Annotated in this window: 13 protein-coding genes; all 13 read right to left on the bottom strand. The window is 47.3% G+C overall.

The features are described from left to right. Window positions 1-16: 16 nt before the first annotated feature. Complete coding sequence (murA, locus tag ABIE27_RS02820) at window positions 17-1,342, bottom strand: UDP-N-acetylglucosamine 1-carboxyvinyltransferase (protein WP_345789249.1); 1,326 nt, start codon at window positions 1,340-1,342, stop codon at window positions 17-19. Between the two features lie 367 nt (window positions 1,343-1,709). After that, window positions 1,710-2,822 carry an undecaprenyldiphospho-muramoylpentapeptide beta-N-acetylglucosaminyltransferase gene (gene murG, locus ABIE27_RS02815; RefSeq protein ID WP_123062525.1) on the bottom strand — a complete coding sequence of 371 codons (1,113 nt, stop codon included), beginning with the start codon at window positions 2,820-2,822 and terminating at the stop codon, window positions 1,710-1,712. 8 nt (window positions 2,823-2,830) lie between these two features. Then, a complete protein-coding gene (gene spoVE / locus ABIE27_RS02810) occupies window positions 2,831-3,928 on the bottom strand; it encodes a stage V sporulation protein E (protein WP_123062526.1) in 1,098 nt (365 codons plus the stop codon). Window positions 3,929-3,976: 48 nt separating this feature from the next. Next, window positions 3,977-5,398, bottom strand: a complete 1,422-nt coding sequence (murD, locus tag ABIE27_RS02805) for a UDP-N-acetylmuramoyl-L-alanine--D-glutamate ligase (protein WP_123062527.1) — start codon at window positions 5,396-5,398, stop codon at window positions 3,977-3,979. A 3-nt stretch (window positions 5,399-5,401) separates the two neighbouring features. Continuing rightward, a complete protein-coding gene (mraY, locus tag ABIE27_RS02800) occupies window positions 5,402-6,370 on the bottom strand; it encodes a phospho-N-acetylmuramoyl-pentapeptide-transferase (protein WP_123062528.1) in 969 nt (322 codons plus the stop codon). Window positions 6,371-6,382: 12 nt separating this feature from the next. Continuing rightward, window positions 6,383-7,795 carry a UDP-N-acetylmuramoyl-tripeptide--D-alanyl-D-alanine ligase gene (locus ABIE27_RS02795; RefSeq protein WP_123062859.1) on the bottom strand — a complete coding sequence of 471 codons (1,413 nt, stop codon included), beginning with the start codon at window positions 7,793-7,795 and terminating at the stop codon, window positions 6,383-6,385. Further along, window positions 7,795-9,282: a UDP-N-acetylmuramoyl-L-alanyl-D-glutamate--2,6-diaminopimelate ligase gene (locus ABIE27_RS02790; RefSeq protein WP_123062529.1), complete on the bottom strand. Its 1,488-nt coding sequence runs from the start codon at window positions 9,280-9,282 to the stop codon at window positions 7,795-7,797. Before ABIE27_RS02790 ends, ABIE27_RS02795 begins: the two co-directional genes overlap by 1 nt. A gap of 173 nt (window positions 9,283-9,455) precedes the next feature. After that, window positions 9,456-11,351: a stage V sporulation protein D gene (locus ABIE27_RS02785; protein ID WP_429349984.1), complete on the bottom strand. Its 1,896-nt coding sequence runs from the start codon at window positions 11,349-11,351 to the stop codon at window positions 9,456-9,458. Between the two features lie 152 nt (window positions 11,352-11,503). Further along, on the bottom strand, window positions 11,504-13,852 hold the full coding sequence (locus ABIE27_RS02780) for a penicillin-binding transpeptidase domain-containing protein (RefSeq protein ID WP_123062531.1): 2,349 nt from the start codon (window positions 13,850-13,852) through the stop codon (window positions 11,504-11,506). Between the two features lie 12 nt (window positions 13,853-13,864). Next, on the bottom strand, window positions 13,865-14,290 hold the full coding sequence (locus tag ABIE27_RS02775; protein WP_123062532.1) for a hypothetical protein: 426 nt from the start codon (window positions 14,288-14,290) through the stop codon (window positions 13,865-13,867). Window positions 14,291-14,315: 25 nt separating this feature from the next. Further along, window positions 14,316-15,266, bottom strand: a complete 951-nt coding sequence (rsmH, locus tag ABIE27_RS02770) for a 16S rRNA (cytosine(1402)-N(4))-methyltransferase RsmH (RefSeq protein WP_123062533.1) — start codon at window positions 15,264-15,266, stop codon at window positions 14,316-14,318. Window positions 15,267-15,284: 18 nt separating this feature from the next. After that, entirely contained in the window at window positions 15,285-15,722 is a 438-nt protein-coding gene (gene mraZ, locus ABIE27_RS02765) for a division/cell wall cluster transcriptional repressor MraZ (protein WP_123062534.1), read from the bottom strand. A 274-nt stretch (window positions 15,723-15,996) separates the two neighbouring features. After that, window positions 15,997-17,262 (bottom strand): adenosylhomocysteinase, encoded by a 1,266-nt coding sequence (locus tag ABIE27_RS02760; RefSeq protein ID WP_429349872.1) that lies wholly within the window; start codon window positions 17,260-17,262, stop codon window positions 15,997-15,999. Between the last annotated feature and the right edge of the window lie 31 nt (window positions 17,263-17,293).

Here is a 17,293-nt window from a genome sequence, read left to right as displayed (position 1 = left end):
GGGGACGCCAAGGACGTTAATTGGCAAAATCCAACTGTTTCGAAACAGTAGACTGTCTCTCCACCGAGGCTCCAAGACTCTGGAATAACTTTTCGATCTGATCATATCCCCTGTCAATGTGGTGCACTTGCTCCACAATGGTTTTACCTTGAGCCGCCAGACCTGCAATAACTAATGCTGCACCCGCGCGAAGATCTGTCGCCTCTACAGTAGCACCATATAGCCTTGGAACTCCACGAATAAAGGCTGCATTCAAATCAACCGATATATCCGCTCCCATGACATTCAGTTCATCCACATGTTTAAACCGACCTTCGAACACGGTTTCCTTCATCACACTGAATCCATCTGCCAAACTGAGCAGCACCATGATCTGTGATTGAAGATCCGTTGGAAACGAAGGATATGGAGAAGTCACGATACGATCCACCGATTTTGGGCGGGTCATACAACTCACAGTCATTATATCATTGCAGACTGTGATTTGAACACCAGTGCGCTTTAACACATGAATAAGCGAAGTAAGATGTGCCGGATTGCAGTGTGTAAGCGTAACATTGCCTCGGGTTGCAGCAGCAGCGATCATGACGGTTCCAGCGACAATCCGGTCCGGTATGATCTCATAGGTGCAAGGTTGCAACTTCTCAACACCATTTATCGTGATTGTATCCGTACCGGCACCCATAATTCGTGCTCCCATTGCATTCAGAAAATGCTGCAAATCCTGAATCTCAGGCTCTCTCGCTGCGTTAAAAATCGTCGTTGTGCCCTCTGCAAGCACAGCAGCCATCATGATGTTTTCAGTAGCTCCAACACTCGGAAAATCCAGATGAATATCCGTACCTGTCAGATTAGCTCCATGACAGATAATTTGCTGATCTTGCTCTTCAATCTGTGCTCCGAGTGCTTCCAGCCCCCGGAGGTGAAGATCGATTTTACGTTCCCCGATCGCACAGCCACCCGGCTGATATACAGATACTCTCCCAAACCTCGCAAGCAATGGCCCCATCAGAAAAATGGAAGAGCGCATTTGCTTCATAAGATCCTCTGGCACATCATGTGACCGGACGAGCGACGTATTGATCGTCACTGTTCCCTGCTCATGCCGACATGTGCATCCAAGTCGTTCCAGGATATACAGCATTACTTCGATGTCCAGCAAGTGTGGAACGTTGTGCAGCGTAATTTCTCCGTCTGCGAGCAAACTTGCGGCCATGATCGGTAAAGCAGCATTTTTTGCTCCATGGATGCGTATGGATCCTGATAGGGGTCTCCCACCTTCAATCACCAATTTGTCCAATGTATCACCTCCGGGGTTTACGCTCACCCACTGCGAAGACATACGGTACCGGATGGATACCGCAATGAGATGATATAGTGCTTTGAATAGACTGCATAAGGGTGATGACGTCCTCTGCTGTCGCTTGGCCTGATTGAACAATGAAATGCATATCCATTGTCCCCAGTCAATCTCAGCGAATTGAATTATCCGTGACACATCCGATCCATGAGGCTCCGCAATCCATCCCTTGGTTCCACCGATCATTACCAGCACTACCGCTTGGCAAACTCACGTCTTCACCCCTAGTTGCACCTTTGCCGATACGATGCTGTACTGCGGTATCATGGAACGATTGTCACGATTTATACCGTATCTTATGTCAGTCCCGTCTGGTGTGTGACAATCGCCCATGAATGCGTTCAAACACCTATTGTCGTTTTGCAACAAGACGCTTAATTTCGCTTACGAGCACTTTTGCTGCATCTGGTTTCCCTAATTTTCGAGAAGCATCTGCCATCTGCTTACGCCTTGATTCGTCATTCATAATGCCTGCAATGGCTTCATACAGACCTTTGCCTGTAAGCTCTCTCTCCAGCATTGTGAGTGAGGCTCCTCCTTTTTCAAGGGTACGCGCATTAGCTTCCTGATGATTGTTGGTTACGTTTGGTGATGGAATCAGAATCGATGGAATACCAAGAGATGTAATCTCCGCAAGGAACGAGGCTCCTGCACGGTTCACAATCAAAGAGGTACAAGCGAGCACTTCGGGCATGTTATGTACATAAGGAAGTACATGCAGATGATTAGGCATCGTTCCCAAAGAACTACGGATCGCTTCACGGGTTTCATCGAAATAGGTCTCACCTGTAACGTAAACGACATGTACATCATCCAGCTGTTCCAGCATTGGTGCCATTTCAATCATCGCCTGATTGATCGCTTTAGCCCCACGGCTGCCGCCAACGACAAGCACAACACGACTGTCCATCGGAACCCCTAGTGTTGCAAACCCACGATCCCGACTGGCCTGAGCTACCGTTGTCGCTCGCGGGTTACCGGTATAGATTACCTTTTTGGCTCCCGAGAATGATTTTTCAGATCCTTCGAAACTGACAGCAACCGTATCTACATAACGCATGAGAAACTTGTTCGTCAGTCCCGGGATCGCATTCTGTTCATGAATCACACTTGGTATTCCAAGCTTTGCCGCTGCATAGACCACAGGCCCGCAGACATAACCGCCTGTACCGATAACAACGTCCGGCTTGAATTCTTTCAGCATTTTTTTTGATTTCCTTACCCCTTGAACAAAACGCATAATCGTTTTCACATTTTCAAAGGATAACTTACGCCTGAAACCTGTAATGTCAATCGATTTAAAAGGGATATCTTCCTGAGGAACCAGCTTACTTTCAAGTCCTCGTGTACCGCCAATGTATAAAAACGTCGAGTCGGCATTCTCCGCCTCACATTGTCTTGCTATGGCCACGGCCGGGTAAATATGCCCCCCCGTACCGCCGCCACTAAGAACGACTCGCATCGTATAAGTCACCTCGCATAACGGGATAAATTCAATAATATACCGAGTGCGGTGAGCATGAGCGTCAGCGATGATCCGCCATAACTGATCAGCGGCAGTGTAATCCCTGTGACAGGCATGAGTCCAATCACTACACCGATATTTATAATGACCTGCACAGCAACCATACCAATAATCCCCACAGCCAGCAGGCTTCCAAAGGACTCTGGAACCGTCATCGCTACACGCATTCCTCTCCACACCAGCACCAGAAACAATAATAATACAATCATTCCACCAATAAAACCGAGTTCTTCCGCCAAAATACTAAATATAAAGTCCGTCTGCGGTTCAGGCACGTAACTGTACTTCTGTCTACTCATCCCTAGCCCAAGACCAGCCAGTCCACCTGGACCGATCGCATAGAGCGATTGAATGATCTGATAACCTGCACCCAGCGGATCAGACCACGGATCCAGAAAAGCTGTAATTCGCTGCAACCGATAGGGTGCCGCTGCAACAAGTGCCGCGAATCCTGCGACCCCACCAAGCGCAAGCAAAGCGAGATGTTTCATTCGTGCTCCGGTCGTGAAAATGATAAGCATGGATGCCCCCATCATCACGGTGCCTGTACCTAAATCCGGCTGCAACATAATTATGCCAAAAGCCAGCCCCATCAGCCCAAGCGGAGGCAACAGCCCCGTTGTAAAAGTTTTAATTTTTCCAGGGTCTTTGCTTAGCCAGTGGGCCAAAAACAAGATCATACCCAGTTTCATGAACTCGGAAGGCTGGATACCGAAAGAACCAATCCCCAGCCAGCTGCGTGCACCGCCGCGAACGACACCGATTCCCGGAATTAATACAGCAATGAGCATGATAAAACAGATAATTAAAATCGGTTTAGCATATTTTCGCCATACCCTATAGTCCACATTCGCTGTTACAAACATGGCTGCAAGCCCAAGCACGGCGAATAAAATCTGCCTTTTCACAAAATAAAATGAATCGCCATAGTTGCGGAACGCAAGTACTGAGCCTGCGCTATACACCATAATGATGCCGATGGCTAGCAGAGCCAAAATACAAATCAGGAGCCAAATATCCGGCGCCGGTCGCGTCTGTTTCATCAGGAGGCCACCCCTTGCATGGAAGTAGGGGCTTTTCCACCCCCCTACTTACAAGTTATGCGCCGCCTCTTTAAAAATGCGTCCCCGTTCTTCATAGGAGGCAAACATGTCCCAGCTTGCACACGCAGGCGATAACAAAACAACATCCCCCGGTTCAGCCAGCCTTGCTGCTTCCTGAACGGCAACCGTCAACGTACGGGCAGCGTCCTCCTCATTATCGACGACCTTAATTTGCTTTAGTCCCGCAAGTTCCGCAACTTTAGCCATTTTAGCACGGTTTTCACCCAGAACCACCAATGCTTTGACACGTTCCTCTAATGCCGGCAACAGTTCCATCATATCCGAACCGCGATCTAGTCCGCCCGCAATCAATACAACAGGTTCCTTAAAGGAATTCAATGCCATTACCGTTGCTTTGGAATTGGTAGCTTTCGAATTATTGTAATAAACTGAGCCATTATGTTCCAACACGTACTCCAGTCGATGTTCAACACCTTTGAAATCAGCCAGCGGAGCAGCCAGCTTTGACGGGTTAGCGCCCGCTGCGATTGCAATAGCTACTGCAGCCAGCGCATTACCCACATTAAAACGCCCAGGTATGCCAATGTCCTCCACATCGATGATTACCTCTCGATGGCCTGCACCATCCGAATAGATCACCTGACGCTTTACATCATCCTCTTCTCCATCAACATAAGGCGGATCTGCATACACGCCTGTTTCCAGGTTTTCCGTTAATGAGAATGGAATTAACCTCGCCTTGATATAAGGAATGAGTTCACGACATACCGCATCATCCCAATTGAGAACAGCAACGTCATCTGGCTGCTGATTGGCAAACAGCTTTGCTTTGGAAGCTACGTAATCTTCCATGCCCCCATGATAATCCAGATGCGTCTCTGCCACGTTAAGGAGCGCAGCAATACGCGGACGAAACTCTACCGTGCCTTTGAGCTGGAAGCTGCTCAGCTCGACGACCATCCAGTTATCAGCGGTAGCCTGCTCTGCAGCCTCACAGAGAGGTGTTCCAATATTACCAGCGACAATGGGATTCAAACCTGCTTGTTCCAGCATATTTCCTACCCAAGTTGTTGTCGTTGTTTTCCCATTAGAACCGGTAATCCCGATCATAGGTGCCCCGCAAAGGTGATATGCTACCTCTACCTCGGTCACCACTTCAATCCCTAATTCAAGTGCTTGTTGCACAGGAGCAGCATGATACGGAATACCGGGGTTTTTAACGACCAGCTTCACATCACGGTGAATGAGATCATCCGGATGTCCCCCGCATACAACAGAAATTCCCAAAGCCTCCAATTCGGAAGCTTCGGGACACTGTTCTCTGTCTTTTTTATCGTTTACGATAACGTCAGCTCCTGCGCGATGCAGCACCTTGGCAACTTGTACGCCGCTCTTCGCAAGCCCCAGCACGACAACTTGTTGTCCGCGATATGTTTCTGGATGATTCATAATTTACAACCCCTTGTTGAGATAAAGTCCAAGAGCGGCCAAAATAGCACCTACCGCCCAAAAGGTAATGACAACCCGCCATTCTGACCAGCCACTAAGCTCGAAGTGATGGTGGATCGGGCTCATTTTAAATACACGTTTACCACGAGTTTTGAAGGATACGACTTGGATCACAACGGAAAGGACCTCGATTACAAAAATACCGCCGATGACGAGAAAAAGAAGTTCTGTCTTCGTAACGATGGCAATTGCACCAATGGCACCGCCGATTCCGAGTGAACCCGTATCGCCCATAAACACCTTGGCCGGATGTGCATTGTAAACCAGGAATCCCAGAACAGCCCCAATCATGGCAGCTGCACACACTGCCGCTGGCATCGACGTTGCCTGCATTGCCACAATAGCAAACGCGCCAAAAGCAATCGCACTTACACCGGAGAGAAGACCATCCAAACCATCCGTAAAATTAACCGCATTGGTAATGGCCAGCATCATAAACACAACAAACGGATAATAAAACCATCCCGTCCAGTCAAACGAAACCGAAGTTCCCGGAATAGAAATCGCGGTGCTGTGTCCATTTTGAATAAGTAAATAACACATGAGGGCACTGAAAAGCAGCTGCCCCAGCATTTTTTGTCTGGCAGTCAGTCCAAGCGAACGCTTGAAAACAATTTTGATATAGTCATCCAAAAAACCAATGAGACCAAATCCCAGCGTAGCGACAAGCAATACATAAAAGTCTGTGTTTTTGACCGCTGAGAATTTAAGAAACGCCAGCGTGAACGCAAGTAAGATTACAACTCCGCCCATCGTTGGGGTTCCGCTTTTTTTCAAATGGCTCTGAGGCCCGTCTTCCCTGACCTGTTGTCCGAACTTCATCCGCCGCAAGAGCGGAATAAGCAGCGGTGCGGCAATCACCGCCAAAATAAATGAAACGCCGATTGTTAACAGTAATACCTGAAAATCCATGGGTTCACCCCTCTAGTCTACTCGATTCTGTAATGGTGCCGTCTGCAGTGCTTGAGCTACATCCTCCAGTTTCATGCCCCGTGAGGCTTTAAACAAAACTGCATCTTTCGGATGAAGATTCTCCAGCAGATAACGGGTTAATTCTTCTTTATTATCAAAAGCATGCACAGCTTCAGCTGCCATATGCTTCTTTGCTCCCTCAGCAATATGCACAGATAATGGACCGTATACCAGCACTTTATCCAATTTATCAGGAGTAATATACGTTCCGATTTCATGATGAAGCTGCTGCTCCTCCGAACCTAACTCCAGCATATCTCCCAGTACAGCCACTTTCATCCGATATCCTTTTAACCCTTCTAACACATCGATCGCAGCCTTCATGGAAGTCGGGCTTGCATTATATGCATCATTCAGGAGAGTAAGTCCGCTGACCGCTTGTGTAACCTCGATACGCATACCTGTCAATTTCAACTGTGACAAGCCTGTTGCCATATTTTCCTCAGTCACCCCAAAATGACGTGCTACGGTCATGGCAGCCAAACAGTTAATTACATTGTGCGTACCCAGCAAGGGAAGGGTATAGGCTTTGTCGCCAGACTGTTTGGTTGTAAACACCATCCCGTGCTGCGCATTCATCAGCCCTGTTGGATAATCATCATTATCCGTTTGTAACCCAAATCTAAACCGCTGCATGCCCTCTGGCTGCTTCGTTGCAGACTCTTCAAGCACCTGAGCGATTAAAGGCTCGTCTCCGTTGTATATGAGTAATCCGCCAGGTTTCATACCAGCAGCAATTTCAGCCTTTGCTCTAGCAATTTCAAGTCTTGAGCCAAGCTGAAGCAAATGCGATTCGCCAATGTTCGTGATGATTGCTACATCCGGCTGAGCAATGACAGAAAGGTCATAGATTTCACCGCGACCGCTCATGCCCATCTCCAAAATGATGATTTCCGTGTCTGGAGTCATACTCAATACCGTTAGCGGCAGACCGATATGATTGTTGAAATTGCCCTGCGTTTTATGCACCTTAAATGTGGAAGAGAGAAGCGCGTTAACAATATCCTTGGTTGTTGTTTTCCCATTACTGCCTGTGATGCCAACGACAGCTGCCTTGTTCTCATGAAGATAAGCCGATGCAAGTGTCTGTAGTGCAGCCAAGGTATCGTCCACCAAAATAACAGCTCCCTGCGGGGGAACACCATGATTCTTTTGCCACATCGCACCGGCAGCACCCTGCTCCAGACAAGCTTGCACAAACTCGTGCCCATCAAAACGTTCACCCACCAAAGGGATAAACAAACTGTCTGCCACCGGTTTACGTGAATCTGTAAATACCCCTTCGGCGATAATTTCACTATAAACCGCGGCATCACTTAGTGTGCCACCACACATGTCGGCGATTTGCGCTAATGTTCGTTTTATCAATTGGATTTGCCCCTTATCGCTTCTTTGGCTATGATCCGGTCATCGAAATCTGTCTTGGTTGTTCCAATAATTTGATAAGTCTCGTGACCCTTGCCCGCAATCAATACTACATCGGCCGGGCTTGCCATTTCAATAGCTTCATGAATGGCCTGACGCCGATCCACGATCATTGTGTAGCGCTCAGACGGAACAGACTCTTCCAGCAAACCTTGCTCAATGTCTTTGAGGATCAGAGCCGGATCTTCCGTCCGCGGGTTGTCAGAAGTCACTAATACAAAATCACTGTACTTCGCAGCAATCTTACCCATCAATGGGCGTTTTGTGCGATCCCGGTCACCTCCGCACCCAAATACGCAGATGACACGTCCTTCCGCAAACTCATTGACTGTACGCAGTACATTTTCAAGTCCATCCGGTGTATGGGCATAATCAACGATAACGGCGAATGCCTGACCTTCATTGACAGCTTCTACCCTGCCATCGACACCCGGTACGGTTTCCAGACTACGCTTGATTTCTTCCAGTGGAACACCTTCCACCAGCGTTGCCGAGATGGCTGCCATCGCATTGTACACGTTGAACTTGCCTACCATACGCAGCTCAATGTCTGCGCTACCCGCAAAGGTATCTACATGAAAGGTCGTCCCCTGAGCTGTGATTGAAATTGCAGATGCACGAACATCCGCTTGTTCTTCCATGCCGTATGTAATAACCTCAGCAGCCGTTACAGCAATAAAATAATCCGCGGCTGGATCATCCGCATTGATCACTGCATACTTCCGCTCGGCAGCATCTTCCGCATAACCGTTACCCAGCCGAGCAAAAAACAACCCCTTAGCTCCCCGATACTCCTCCATGGAATGATGGTAATCGAGATGATCCTGAGACAGGTTTGTAAACACCGCTGTACGGAAATCCGTGCCTTTCACCCGCCCTTGCTCCAATGCATGAGAAGAAACTTCCATCACACAACATTCCGTACCAGCCTGAACCATATCATGCAAACTACGTTGCAAATCCAAAGCTTCAGGTGTTGTTCCCGACATCGGGTAAGTGCGCCCATCATAACGCATCTGGATGGTACCGATCAGTCCGGTTTTCTGACCGTAATCGCTCATAATTTTTTCAATCAAATACGTCGTTGTTGTTTTGCCGTTCGTTCCTGTTATACCAATCATTTTCATCTTGCGGCTTGGCGAATCAAAAAAGAAGTCAGACAGAACTGCCATCGCAAAGCGACTGTCTTTCACGATCAACTGCGGTACAGGCAAGTCAAGCTGCCGTTCCACAACGAGAGCAGATGCTCCGGCCTGAACTGCTTTATCTGCATAATCATGTCCATCGACCGTATGTCCCGGAAGACAGATAAACAGATCACCCGGTTTGACTTGCCGGGAATCTGTCTGAAGGTTGTGACATTCTGTATGGGGGTCGCCCACGAGACGGGCGGTAATCAACTTGGATTCAAACTGTTTTAAAAGCACATGAATAACCTCACTTTTCCAAATATACTTCTGTATCCACAGATTCCTATAGTATTAATATCGACCAGATCACCAAATAATGAAACGCGATCCCCTGAATTTTGTTGCGGTGTGAGACTGAATCTCCGTTTAAGCCTTTATAAGAGCGTCACTAAACGATCCATTCGAGAACTTTATTCGTGCTTCGAATGATCATGCCCATCCTCTTTCAGGACGTTGCCCATATAGATACGTATCGTTGAGCCTTGCTCTACTCTTGCTCCTGGTTTAGGTGCCTGATTAATTACGTATTTGCCACTGCCCGACTTCGCCAGCATAAAGTTCATGTTGAGATCCTCGTACAAATCTTCCACCGTAGCCCCAGTAAGATCAGGAACCGTCACAATTTTGGTTTCACCATATTTGTACTCTTTAGCGAGTTGGTCCTTACGTACAGGCACATTCATATAATGGAGCGAATCTTCCAAAATATTTTGTACGATGGGGGCTGCAACGACACCGCCAAACTGAATACCTTTCGGATTGTCTACAGCGGTGTATACTACGATCTGCGGATCATCAGCCGGAGCAAACCCGATAAACGAAACGATGTGCTCACTCGACGAGTAACGCCCGTTAATAACCTTCTGGGCTGTACCTGTTTTGCCTCCAACCCGGTATCCATCGATAAATGCTGGACGACCCGTACCTTTGGCAACAACACTTTCGAGCGCTTCTCGTACTTGTTTGGACGTATCCTCCGAGATGACCTCGCGAACGAGTTCAGGCTTTACTTCCTCAAGCACCTCTCCGGTTTCTGGATGTACCCAGGCTTTCGTAACGAAAGGTTTATAGAGCTTGCCACCGTTGATGGCAGCCGATACCGCTGCTACTTGCTGAATGGGGGTTACGGATACCCCCTGCCCAAAGGCGGTCGTTGCAAGTTCAACTGGCCCTACATTTGCTAATTTGAAAAGAATACCACTCGCTTCTCCGCTAAGATCAATTCCAGTTTTGGAACCAAAACCGAAATTTTTAATGTAGGAGAACAACGATTCTTTACCAAGCTTTTGTCCCAAAGCAACAAATCCAGGGTTGCAGGAGTTCTCCACCACTTGAAGGAAAGTCTGGCTTCCATGTCCACCTTTTTTCCAACAGCGCAAGCGTGCTCCGCCAACTTCTACAAATCCGGGATCAAAAAATTGATCATGCTGCAGGTTTACCTTTTTTTCTTGCAGCGCAGCAGCCAGTGTAATAATTTTGAAAGTTGAACCCGGTTCATACGTCATCCAGATGGGCAAGTTCCGGTTATAAATTTCGGAAGGATATTGCTGATAATCTGCCGGCTCGTAGCCTGGTCTGCTAGACATCCCTAAAATTTCTCCTGTTTTGGGATTCATTGCAATAGCCAAAGCGGAATTGGCCTGAAACTTAACCATGGCCTGATCCAATTCCCGTTCCATAATCGACTGAATGGATTTATCAATGGTCAGCTTGAGGTTAAGCCCGTCCTTCGGTTCCACATACTTCTCAGATGAGCCCGGCATGAGCCTTCCGGCCGCATCGGACAAGTAGGATACACTCCCATTTAAACCATTCAGCTTGTCATCATATCTTTTTTCAACGCCAGTCAGTCCCTGATTATCAATCCCTGTAAATCCGAGAATATGAGCAGCCAGATCATCATACGGATAGAAACGTTTGTTATCCTCGGCAACAACGATACCCGGAAGCTTCAAATCACGGATGCGCTGAGCTTTCTCCATCGTAATTTTGCGGCCACCGGGTTGTAGTCGTACAATCAATTCTCGTTTCTTGATGGTTGCCAGCACTTTCTCTTCTGTCATACCCAGTAGCGGTGCCAGCAATCTGGCTGTTGTCTCCGCTTCCTTAACTTGAGCCGGTATCGCCATGATCGTTGGGGTTGTCACATTGTAGGCTAGAGAAGTTCCGTTTCGATCCAGAATCTCTCCCCTTTTAGCCGTGTATGGAATGTTACGACGCCAAGATTCCTCCGCTTTGGCCGATAACTCCGGCCCTTTCCCTAACTGTACATAAGCAAGCCTGATGACCAAGGCCGAAAATAACATAACCAGAATCAACAAACTCCACAGCAACCTGCGTCGCAGATTAACACTTGTTCCCTTCACGAAAAGATCCCCCCACTCGTCCCAAAATCATGAACTGTCTCATTCATGAATATTCAGGACAACCGGGGGTTAGAACAAGCTGTCTATGCAGTCTATGGCAGGGAAGCCCCTTCAGTAGCTGGTTTACCAGATGTTTCGTCTTGACCCTTTTGCTTGTCAGACTGACTCTGATTCGAGGCGCTTCCTGGCGGGTCAGCCCCCTCCGTTTTACCCTCATCAGCTGTTTTCGTATTTTTGTCTTGGTTTTTCGCATTCGGATCAGAAGAATCCGGTGCTTCATCAGCAATACCGGTTACCGCTGCCTTTGCTGTCTGTAAGGTTAGCTGCACCGTTCGTTGCTCACCTGACACCTGCTCCTTCTGTTTCACGACATAGCCTTCACCCTTGACTGTTACGCCTACTTTCATCAGTGAAAGAACCTCCAATGCATCACGAAGAGATTCACCTGTCAGATCTGGAATCTTCATTTTACTGCTTTCTTCCGTCAGTAAGTAGACTCGTTGGCCTGGATTCATCGAAGCACCCGCTTGTGGATACTGGCGAATCACGTTCTCACCCTGACCAAGCGTGACGTAAGCAATTCCGGAGCTGAGAAGCTGGCTTCTGGCCTGTTTGGCCGTTTTACCACTTAAGTCTGGAGCCTTAGCCTGTACGACAGCTAAATCCTTTGATTTTTTGTCTGTTGATTTGGCTGTATCTTTCGGTATGCCCATATATTGCAACGTCTGGCTTACAACCTTTTTGAACACTGGAGCCGCTGCAGTTCCTCCGCCAATGTTTGTACCGTCTGGCTGGTCAATCACAATCAACATCGCAATCTTCGGATTGTTGACCGGTGCAAATCCGATAAACGAAACAACATCTTTGTTTTTACTGTATTGACCGTTAATAACTTTTCTCGCCGTTCCTGTTTTGCCCGCAACGCGATATCCCTCGATATAGGCATTACGTCCTGTGCCTATTGTCTGATCTGCTACGACCTGCTCAAGATAACCGCCAACAAGCTTGGCCGATTCTTGCGAGATGACCTGTCGAATCACTTTCGGCTTGATCACTTCCGTTGTGCCATCATTCGGGTTAATAATCTCCTTCACGAGATGAGGCTGGAGTAACTTACCGCCGTTTGCAATCGCCGAGATGGCAGATAACTGCTGGATCGGTGTTACTTGTACGAGACCATGACCATATGCTGCGGTAGCAATCTCTGATTTGTATACAAGAGGTTTGATTGGCGAAGCCGCTTCACTTGGCAGGTCAATGCCCGTCTTTTTACCAAAACCGAACTGATCGATATAGTGACGCAGCCGCTCTCCCCCAAGCATGCTGTACCCAAGATTGACAAAGGCAATGTTACTGGAACGCTTCACGCCTTCAAGATAAGAGATTCGTCCATATGAATGACCGTTATCACCGATGGTATAACCACCGATACGCGTTGGCTTGGATTCAAATGTAGCATTCGGATCAAACAATTTTTCCTCCACGGCTCCTGCAAGCGTAACAATTTTGAATGTGGAACCTGGTTCGTAGATCGACTGCGTTGCATGGTTGATGAAGTTTTTCTGATCCGGCGTGCTCGCATACGTATTCGGATTAAACGTTGGCCAGTTTGCCATCCCCAGAATCTCCATCGTGTTTGGATCGGCTGCAATGACGGTCATACTCATCGGGTTATATTTCGCAATCGTTTCTTTCATTGCACTCTCAATGTACAGCTGGATGGTATCATCAATCGTCAGCTTCAGATTTTTACCATTCTTTGGAGGCAAGTAGTTATCCTGTGAATTGGGTAGTTTAGTTCCTTTAGCGTCCTTCTGATAGTTGAGAAAACCATCTGTGCCTGTCAGCACGTCGTCATACGAGACTTCGAGCCCATTGACAGCTTTGCCGTCACGACTCATATAACCCAGCACATGAGAGGCAAGCGACTCTTCCGGATAAAAACGTTTGGATTCCTGCGTCATGACAATTGCATTTTTTGCCTTATGTTCATCCTGAAGCTCTTCGCGCAGCTCGTTTACTTTTCCGGCAAGTTCAGGACTAATTTTGTACCCTTCACTGCGTACTTCACGTTGTTGAAAAAAATCTCCATCACTTTTTTTCGCTGTAACCAGAGCACGCATCTCACTCTCATTTTTCTTGAGCAGTGCGGACAATTTTGTCGTTACCTCGTCCTCAATCCCCAACTGATTGATCAGGAGCGGATTAACCGAAACGGTATACGCTGGCGAATCCGTAGCAAGCACATTCCCATTTCGATCTGTAATCGTTCCACGAGCAGCCTTGATCGTCTGTTCCCTTTCGATTAGACCCGCCGCACGCTCCTGCCATTTGTCACCATTAACGACCTGAATGAAAAATATACGGGTTACGAGTACAAGAAAAAAGAGGGTAATGAATCCCCCTATTAACAACGTGCGCATTTTTATTCTTTTTACCATCGAAACACCTCTTTACTTGCTACTGGTTGCCTTCGAGGATGATTCAGTACCTGTTGATGTATTCGTTGTTGAGCGTGGTACAAAAATAACATCCTTATCGGAAGCTTCTACGTAACCCAGCCTTTTTGCATTCTCGACAACCTGGTTATTCAATGTTTCTCTCTCCACCCGTAAATCGGCAATGGTCTTCTCAGCCTCTTTAATTTTTACAATGGTCGACTGAGCCTGCTTGTTTAGTTCATAAATATGAGCGTAACGAGACATCAGAGCACCACCTACAATAATGACGGCTAAGAGTGTGATCAGGTATAAAAATTTTTCACGGGCTGGCAGACCTGTGCGACGTGTCACGACTTTGGTTGTTTCCTTGTACCTCTGCTGCGTTACACGTTCCTGGGCTTTTTCTTTGACCGCTAGATTGCCGCGTGTATATGCCATTAGAAGGCTCCTCTCCACTTTTATTCTACAATTTCTCAGCTACACGCAACTTGGCTGATCGTGCACGAGAGTTCTCGGTCAGTTCCGCTTCTGTTGGAATCAGCGGTTTTCGGTTGACGAGACGTAACGTTCCTTTACCATTGCATACACATAACGGAAAGTCAGGTGGACATGTACATTTTTCAAGATAGCTGCTGAAGATCTGTTTACATATCCGGTCCTCAAGGGAATGGAAGGTGATAACAGATACGCGCCCCCCTGGCGCTAAACAACGAACAGCCTGATGCAGTCCTTCTTCAAAAGCCCCAAGTTCATCATTCACAGCAATACGCAGCGCCTGAAAACTTCGCTTCGCAGGATGTCCACCTGTACGGCGGGCTGCTGCAGGAATACCTTCTTTGATCAATTCCACAAGTTCACCTGTCGTTGCGATTTCAGACTGACTACGTCGATTCACAATAACACGAGCAATCCGTTTGGAAAACTTCTCTTCACCATAGCGATACAGAATTCGCGCAATCTCTGCTTCTGGCCATTCATTCACAATCTCCTTGGCTGTCAAAAGTGCATCCTGGTCCATTCGCATATCAAGCGGTGCATCGTGATTGTAACTGAATCCACGTTCTCCTTCATCAAACTGTGGTGATGACACACCAAGGTCATACAGAATTCCGTCAACCTGTGGTACACCATCCTTCATAGGAACATCAAGATCTTTGAGAACCTGCTCCAAATCTCTAAAATTGGTTTTCACCAATGTAACCTGGTTTTCATAAGCAGCGAGTTTCTCGCGTGCATTGTCCAAAGCCCAATCATCCTGATCAAGTGCGATCAGACGTCCCCCCGGACCTAGCTTGGATGCAATCACGGAACTGTGTCCCGCCCCTCCTAAAGTGCAGTCCACGTATATACCGTCCTGCTTGATGTTTAATCCCTCGGTTGCCTCTTCTTTGAGTACGGTGATGTGGTGAAACAACCTGCACCCCTCCTTACTTTATAAGTCAAAATTAAAATCGACCAGCTTTTCGGCAATGTCGTTGAATGCTTCTTCGGATTGATTGAAATAACTTTCCCATATGCCTTTGCTCCAAATCTCCACCCGGGTCGACACGCCAAGAACAACGCAATCCTTGTCCAATTTGGCATACTCTCTCAGGTTACCCGGCAGATTTACCCTGCCCTGTTTATCCAGTTCACATTCAGTTGCACCTGAGAAAAAAAACCGGGTAAACGCACGTGCGTCGGATTTCATCAGCGGCAGTGCTTTGAGTTTCTGTTCCATGACCCCCCACTCCTCCATGGGGTACACGAAAAGACACTGGTCCAAACCTCGTGTGACAACGAAAGTGGATCCAAGAGATTCGCGGAATTTAGCCGGAATAATGACCCGGCCTTTATCATCAATGCTATGTTGAAACTCGCCCATAAACATTGCCGCACTCACTCCTCACCCTTTTCCCCCACTTTGCCCCACTTTCCACCACCTAAGCATAATAGATTCGGTTAAAAAAATCAAAACCCTTCTTGACTTTTCTATTTTTTTATTTAATTTCACCGAAAAAAACGCCTTCGATCCTGTCATTCAGGACCAAAGACGTTTCCCGGTTACGGGCGATCGTATGTGCACCCGTACATGAGCCATATCTTCAATACACCATTCTACTACTTTTGAAGCAGTTTAGCTGTTTGTAATTATTGGATAACCTTTAAAATTTCCAACTATCCAAGTATTTTTCTTGCTCAGCGGATAAAGAATCAATGGCAATATTCAGGCTTTCCAGCTTATAACTCGCCACTTGCTGATCAATATCATAGGGAACATTAACTACGTTTTTACCAAGAGATTCATAGTTTTCACTCACATAACGCAAACCTAGTGCTTGCAGTGCAAACGTAGTATCCATGATCTCGGCCGGATGTCCGTCAGCCGCTCCCAGATTTACCAAGCGACCCTCGGCGAGAAGATACATTTTACGCCCATCTTTGAAACGGTACTCCTCAATGTTGCGGCGAACAGTACGAATGGATTCGGAACGTTTGGCAAGCTCCGGTTTGTTAACCTCAACGTCGAAGTGACCTGCGTTGCTCAAAATAGCTCCGTCTTTCATAACATCGTAATGTTCACCCGTAATAACATCCTTGTTCCCTGTTACCGCAATAAAGAAATCACCCAACTTTGCTGCTTCCAGCATCGTCATAACCCGGAAACCATCCATATGTGCTTCCACAGCTTTGATCGGGTCAATTTCAGTTACAATGACATTGGCACCCAAACCTTTTGCACGCATGGCCACTCCTTTACCACACCAGCCATACCCAGCTACAACAACATTTTTACCTGCGACCACCAGATTCGTTGTCCGAATGATACCGTCAAATGCAGACTGCCCCGTACCATAACGGTTATCAAACAGATACTTGCAATATGCGTCATTTACCGCAACCATCGGGAATTTCAGTTGTCCTTCTTTCGCCAATGCTTTCAAACGGATAATACCTGTTGTCGTTTCTTCTGCGCCCCCGCGAATCGTTGCTGCAAGATCAGGACGCTCAGAAGCAATGATCGTTGCGAAATCCCCACCATCATCAATAATGAGATCAGGCTTCGCTTCAAGAGCACGGAGTTGCAGTGCTTTGAACTCGGCTGGCTCAGGATTATATTTCGCATAAACAGTCACACCGTCTTCTACCAAAGCCGCACAAACATCATCTTGAGTAGACAGTGGGTTGCTGTGCGTGATCGTCACTTCAGCACCACCAGCCTGAATGACTTTTGCCAGATATGCAGTTTTAGCTTCCAGGTGAAGGCAAATCGATACCTTCAGACCTTTAAAAGGCAAATCCTGCTCAAATTGACGACGAATCCGGTTTAACACTGGCATATGCGCCTCGACCCAATCAATTTTCAAATGGCCCTCAGCAGCAAGCCCCATATCTTTGACGATGCTGTTTTGTAATGCAGATGTGGTCACTTTATCTCCTCCTCAAATGTGTTTCTTCTAT

The sequence above is a fragment of the Paenibacillus sp. 4624 genome, assembly GCF_050435065.1.
In the GTDB taxonomy this organism is placed as follows: Bacteria; Bacillota; Bacilli; order Paenibacillales; family Paenibacillaceae; genus Paenibacillus; species Paenibacillus amylolyticus_D.
Note: the sequence above shows the minus strand (reverse complement) of the source record. Positions and strands in the feature narration are given on the sequence as shown.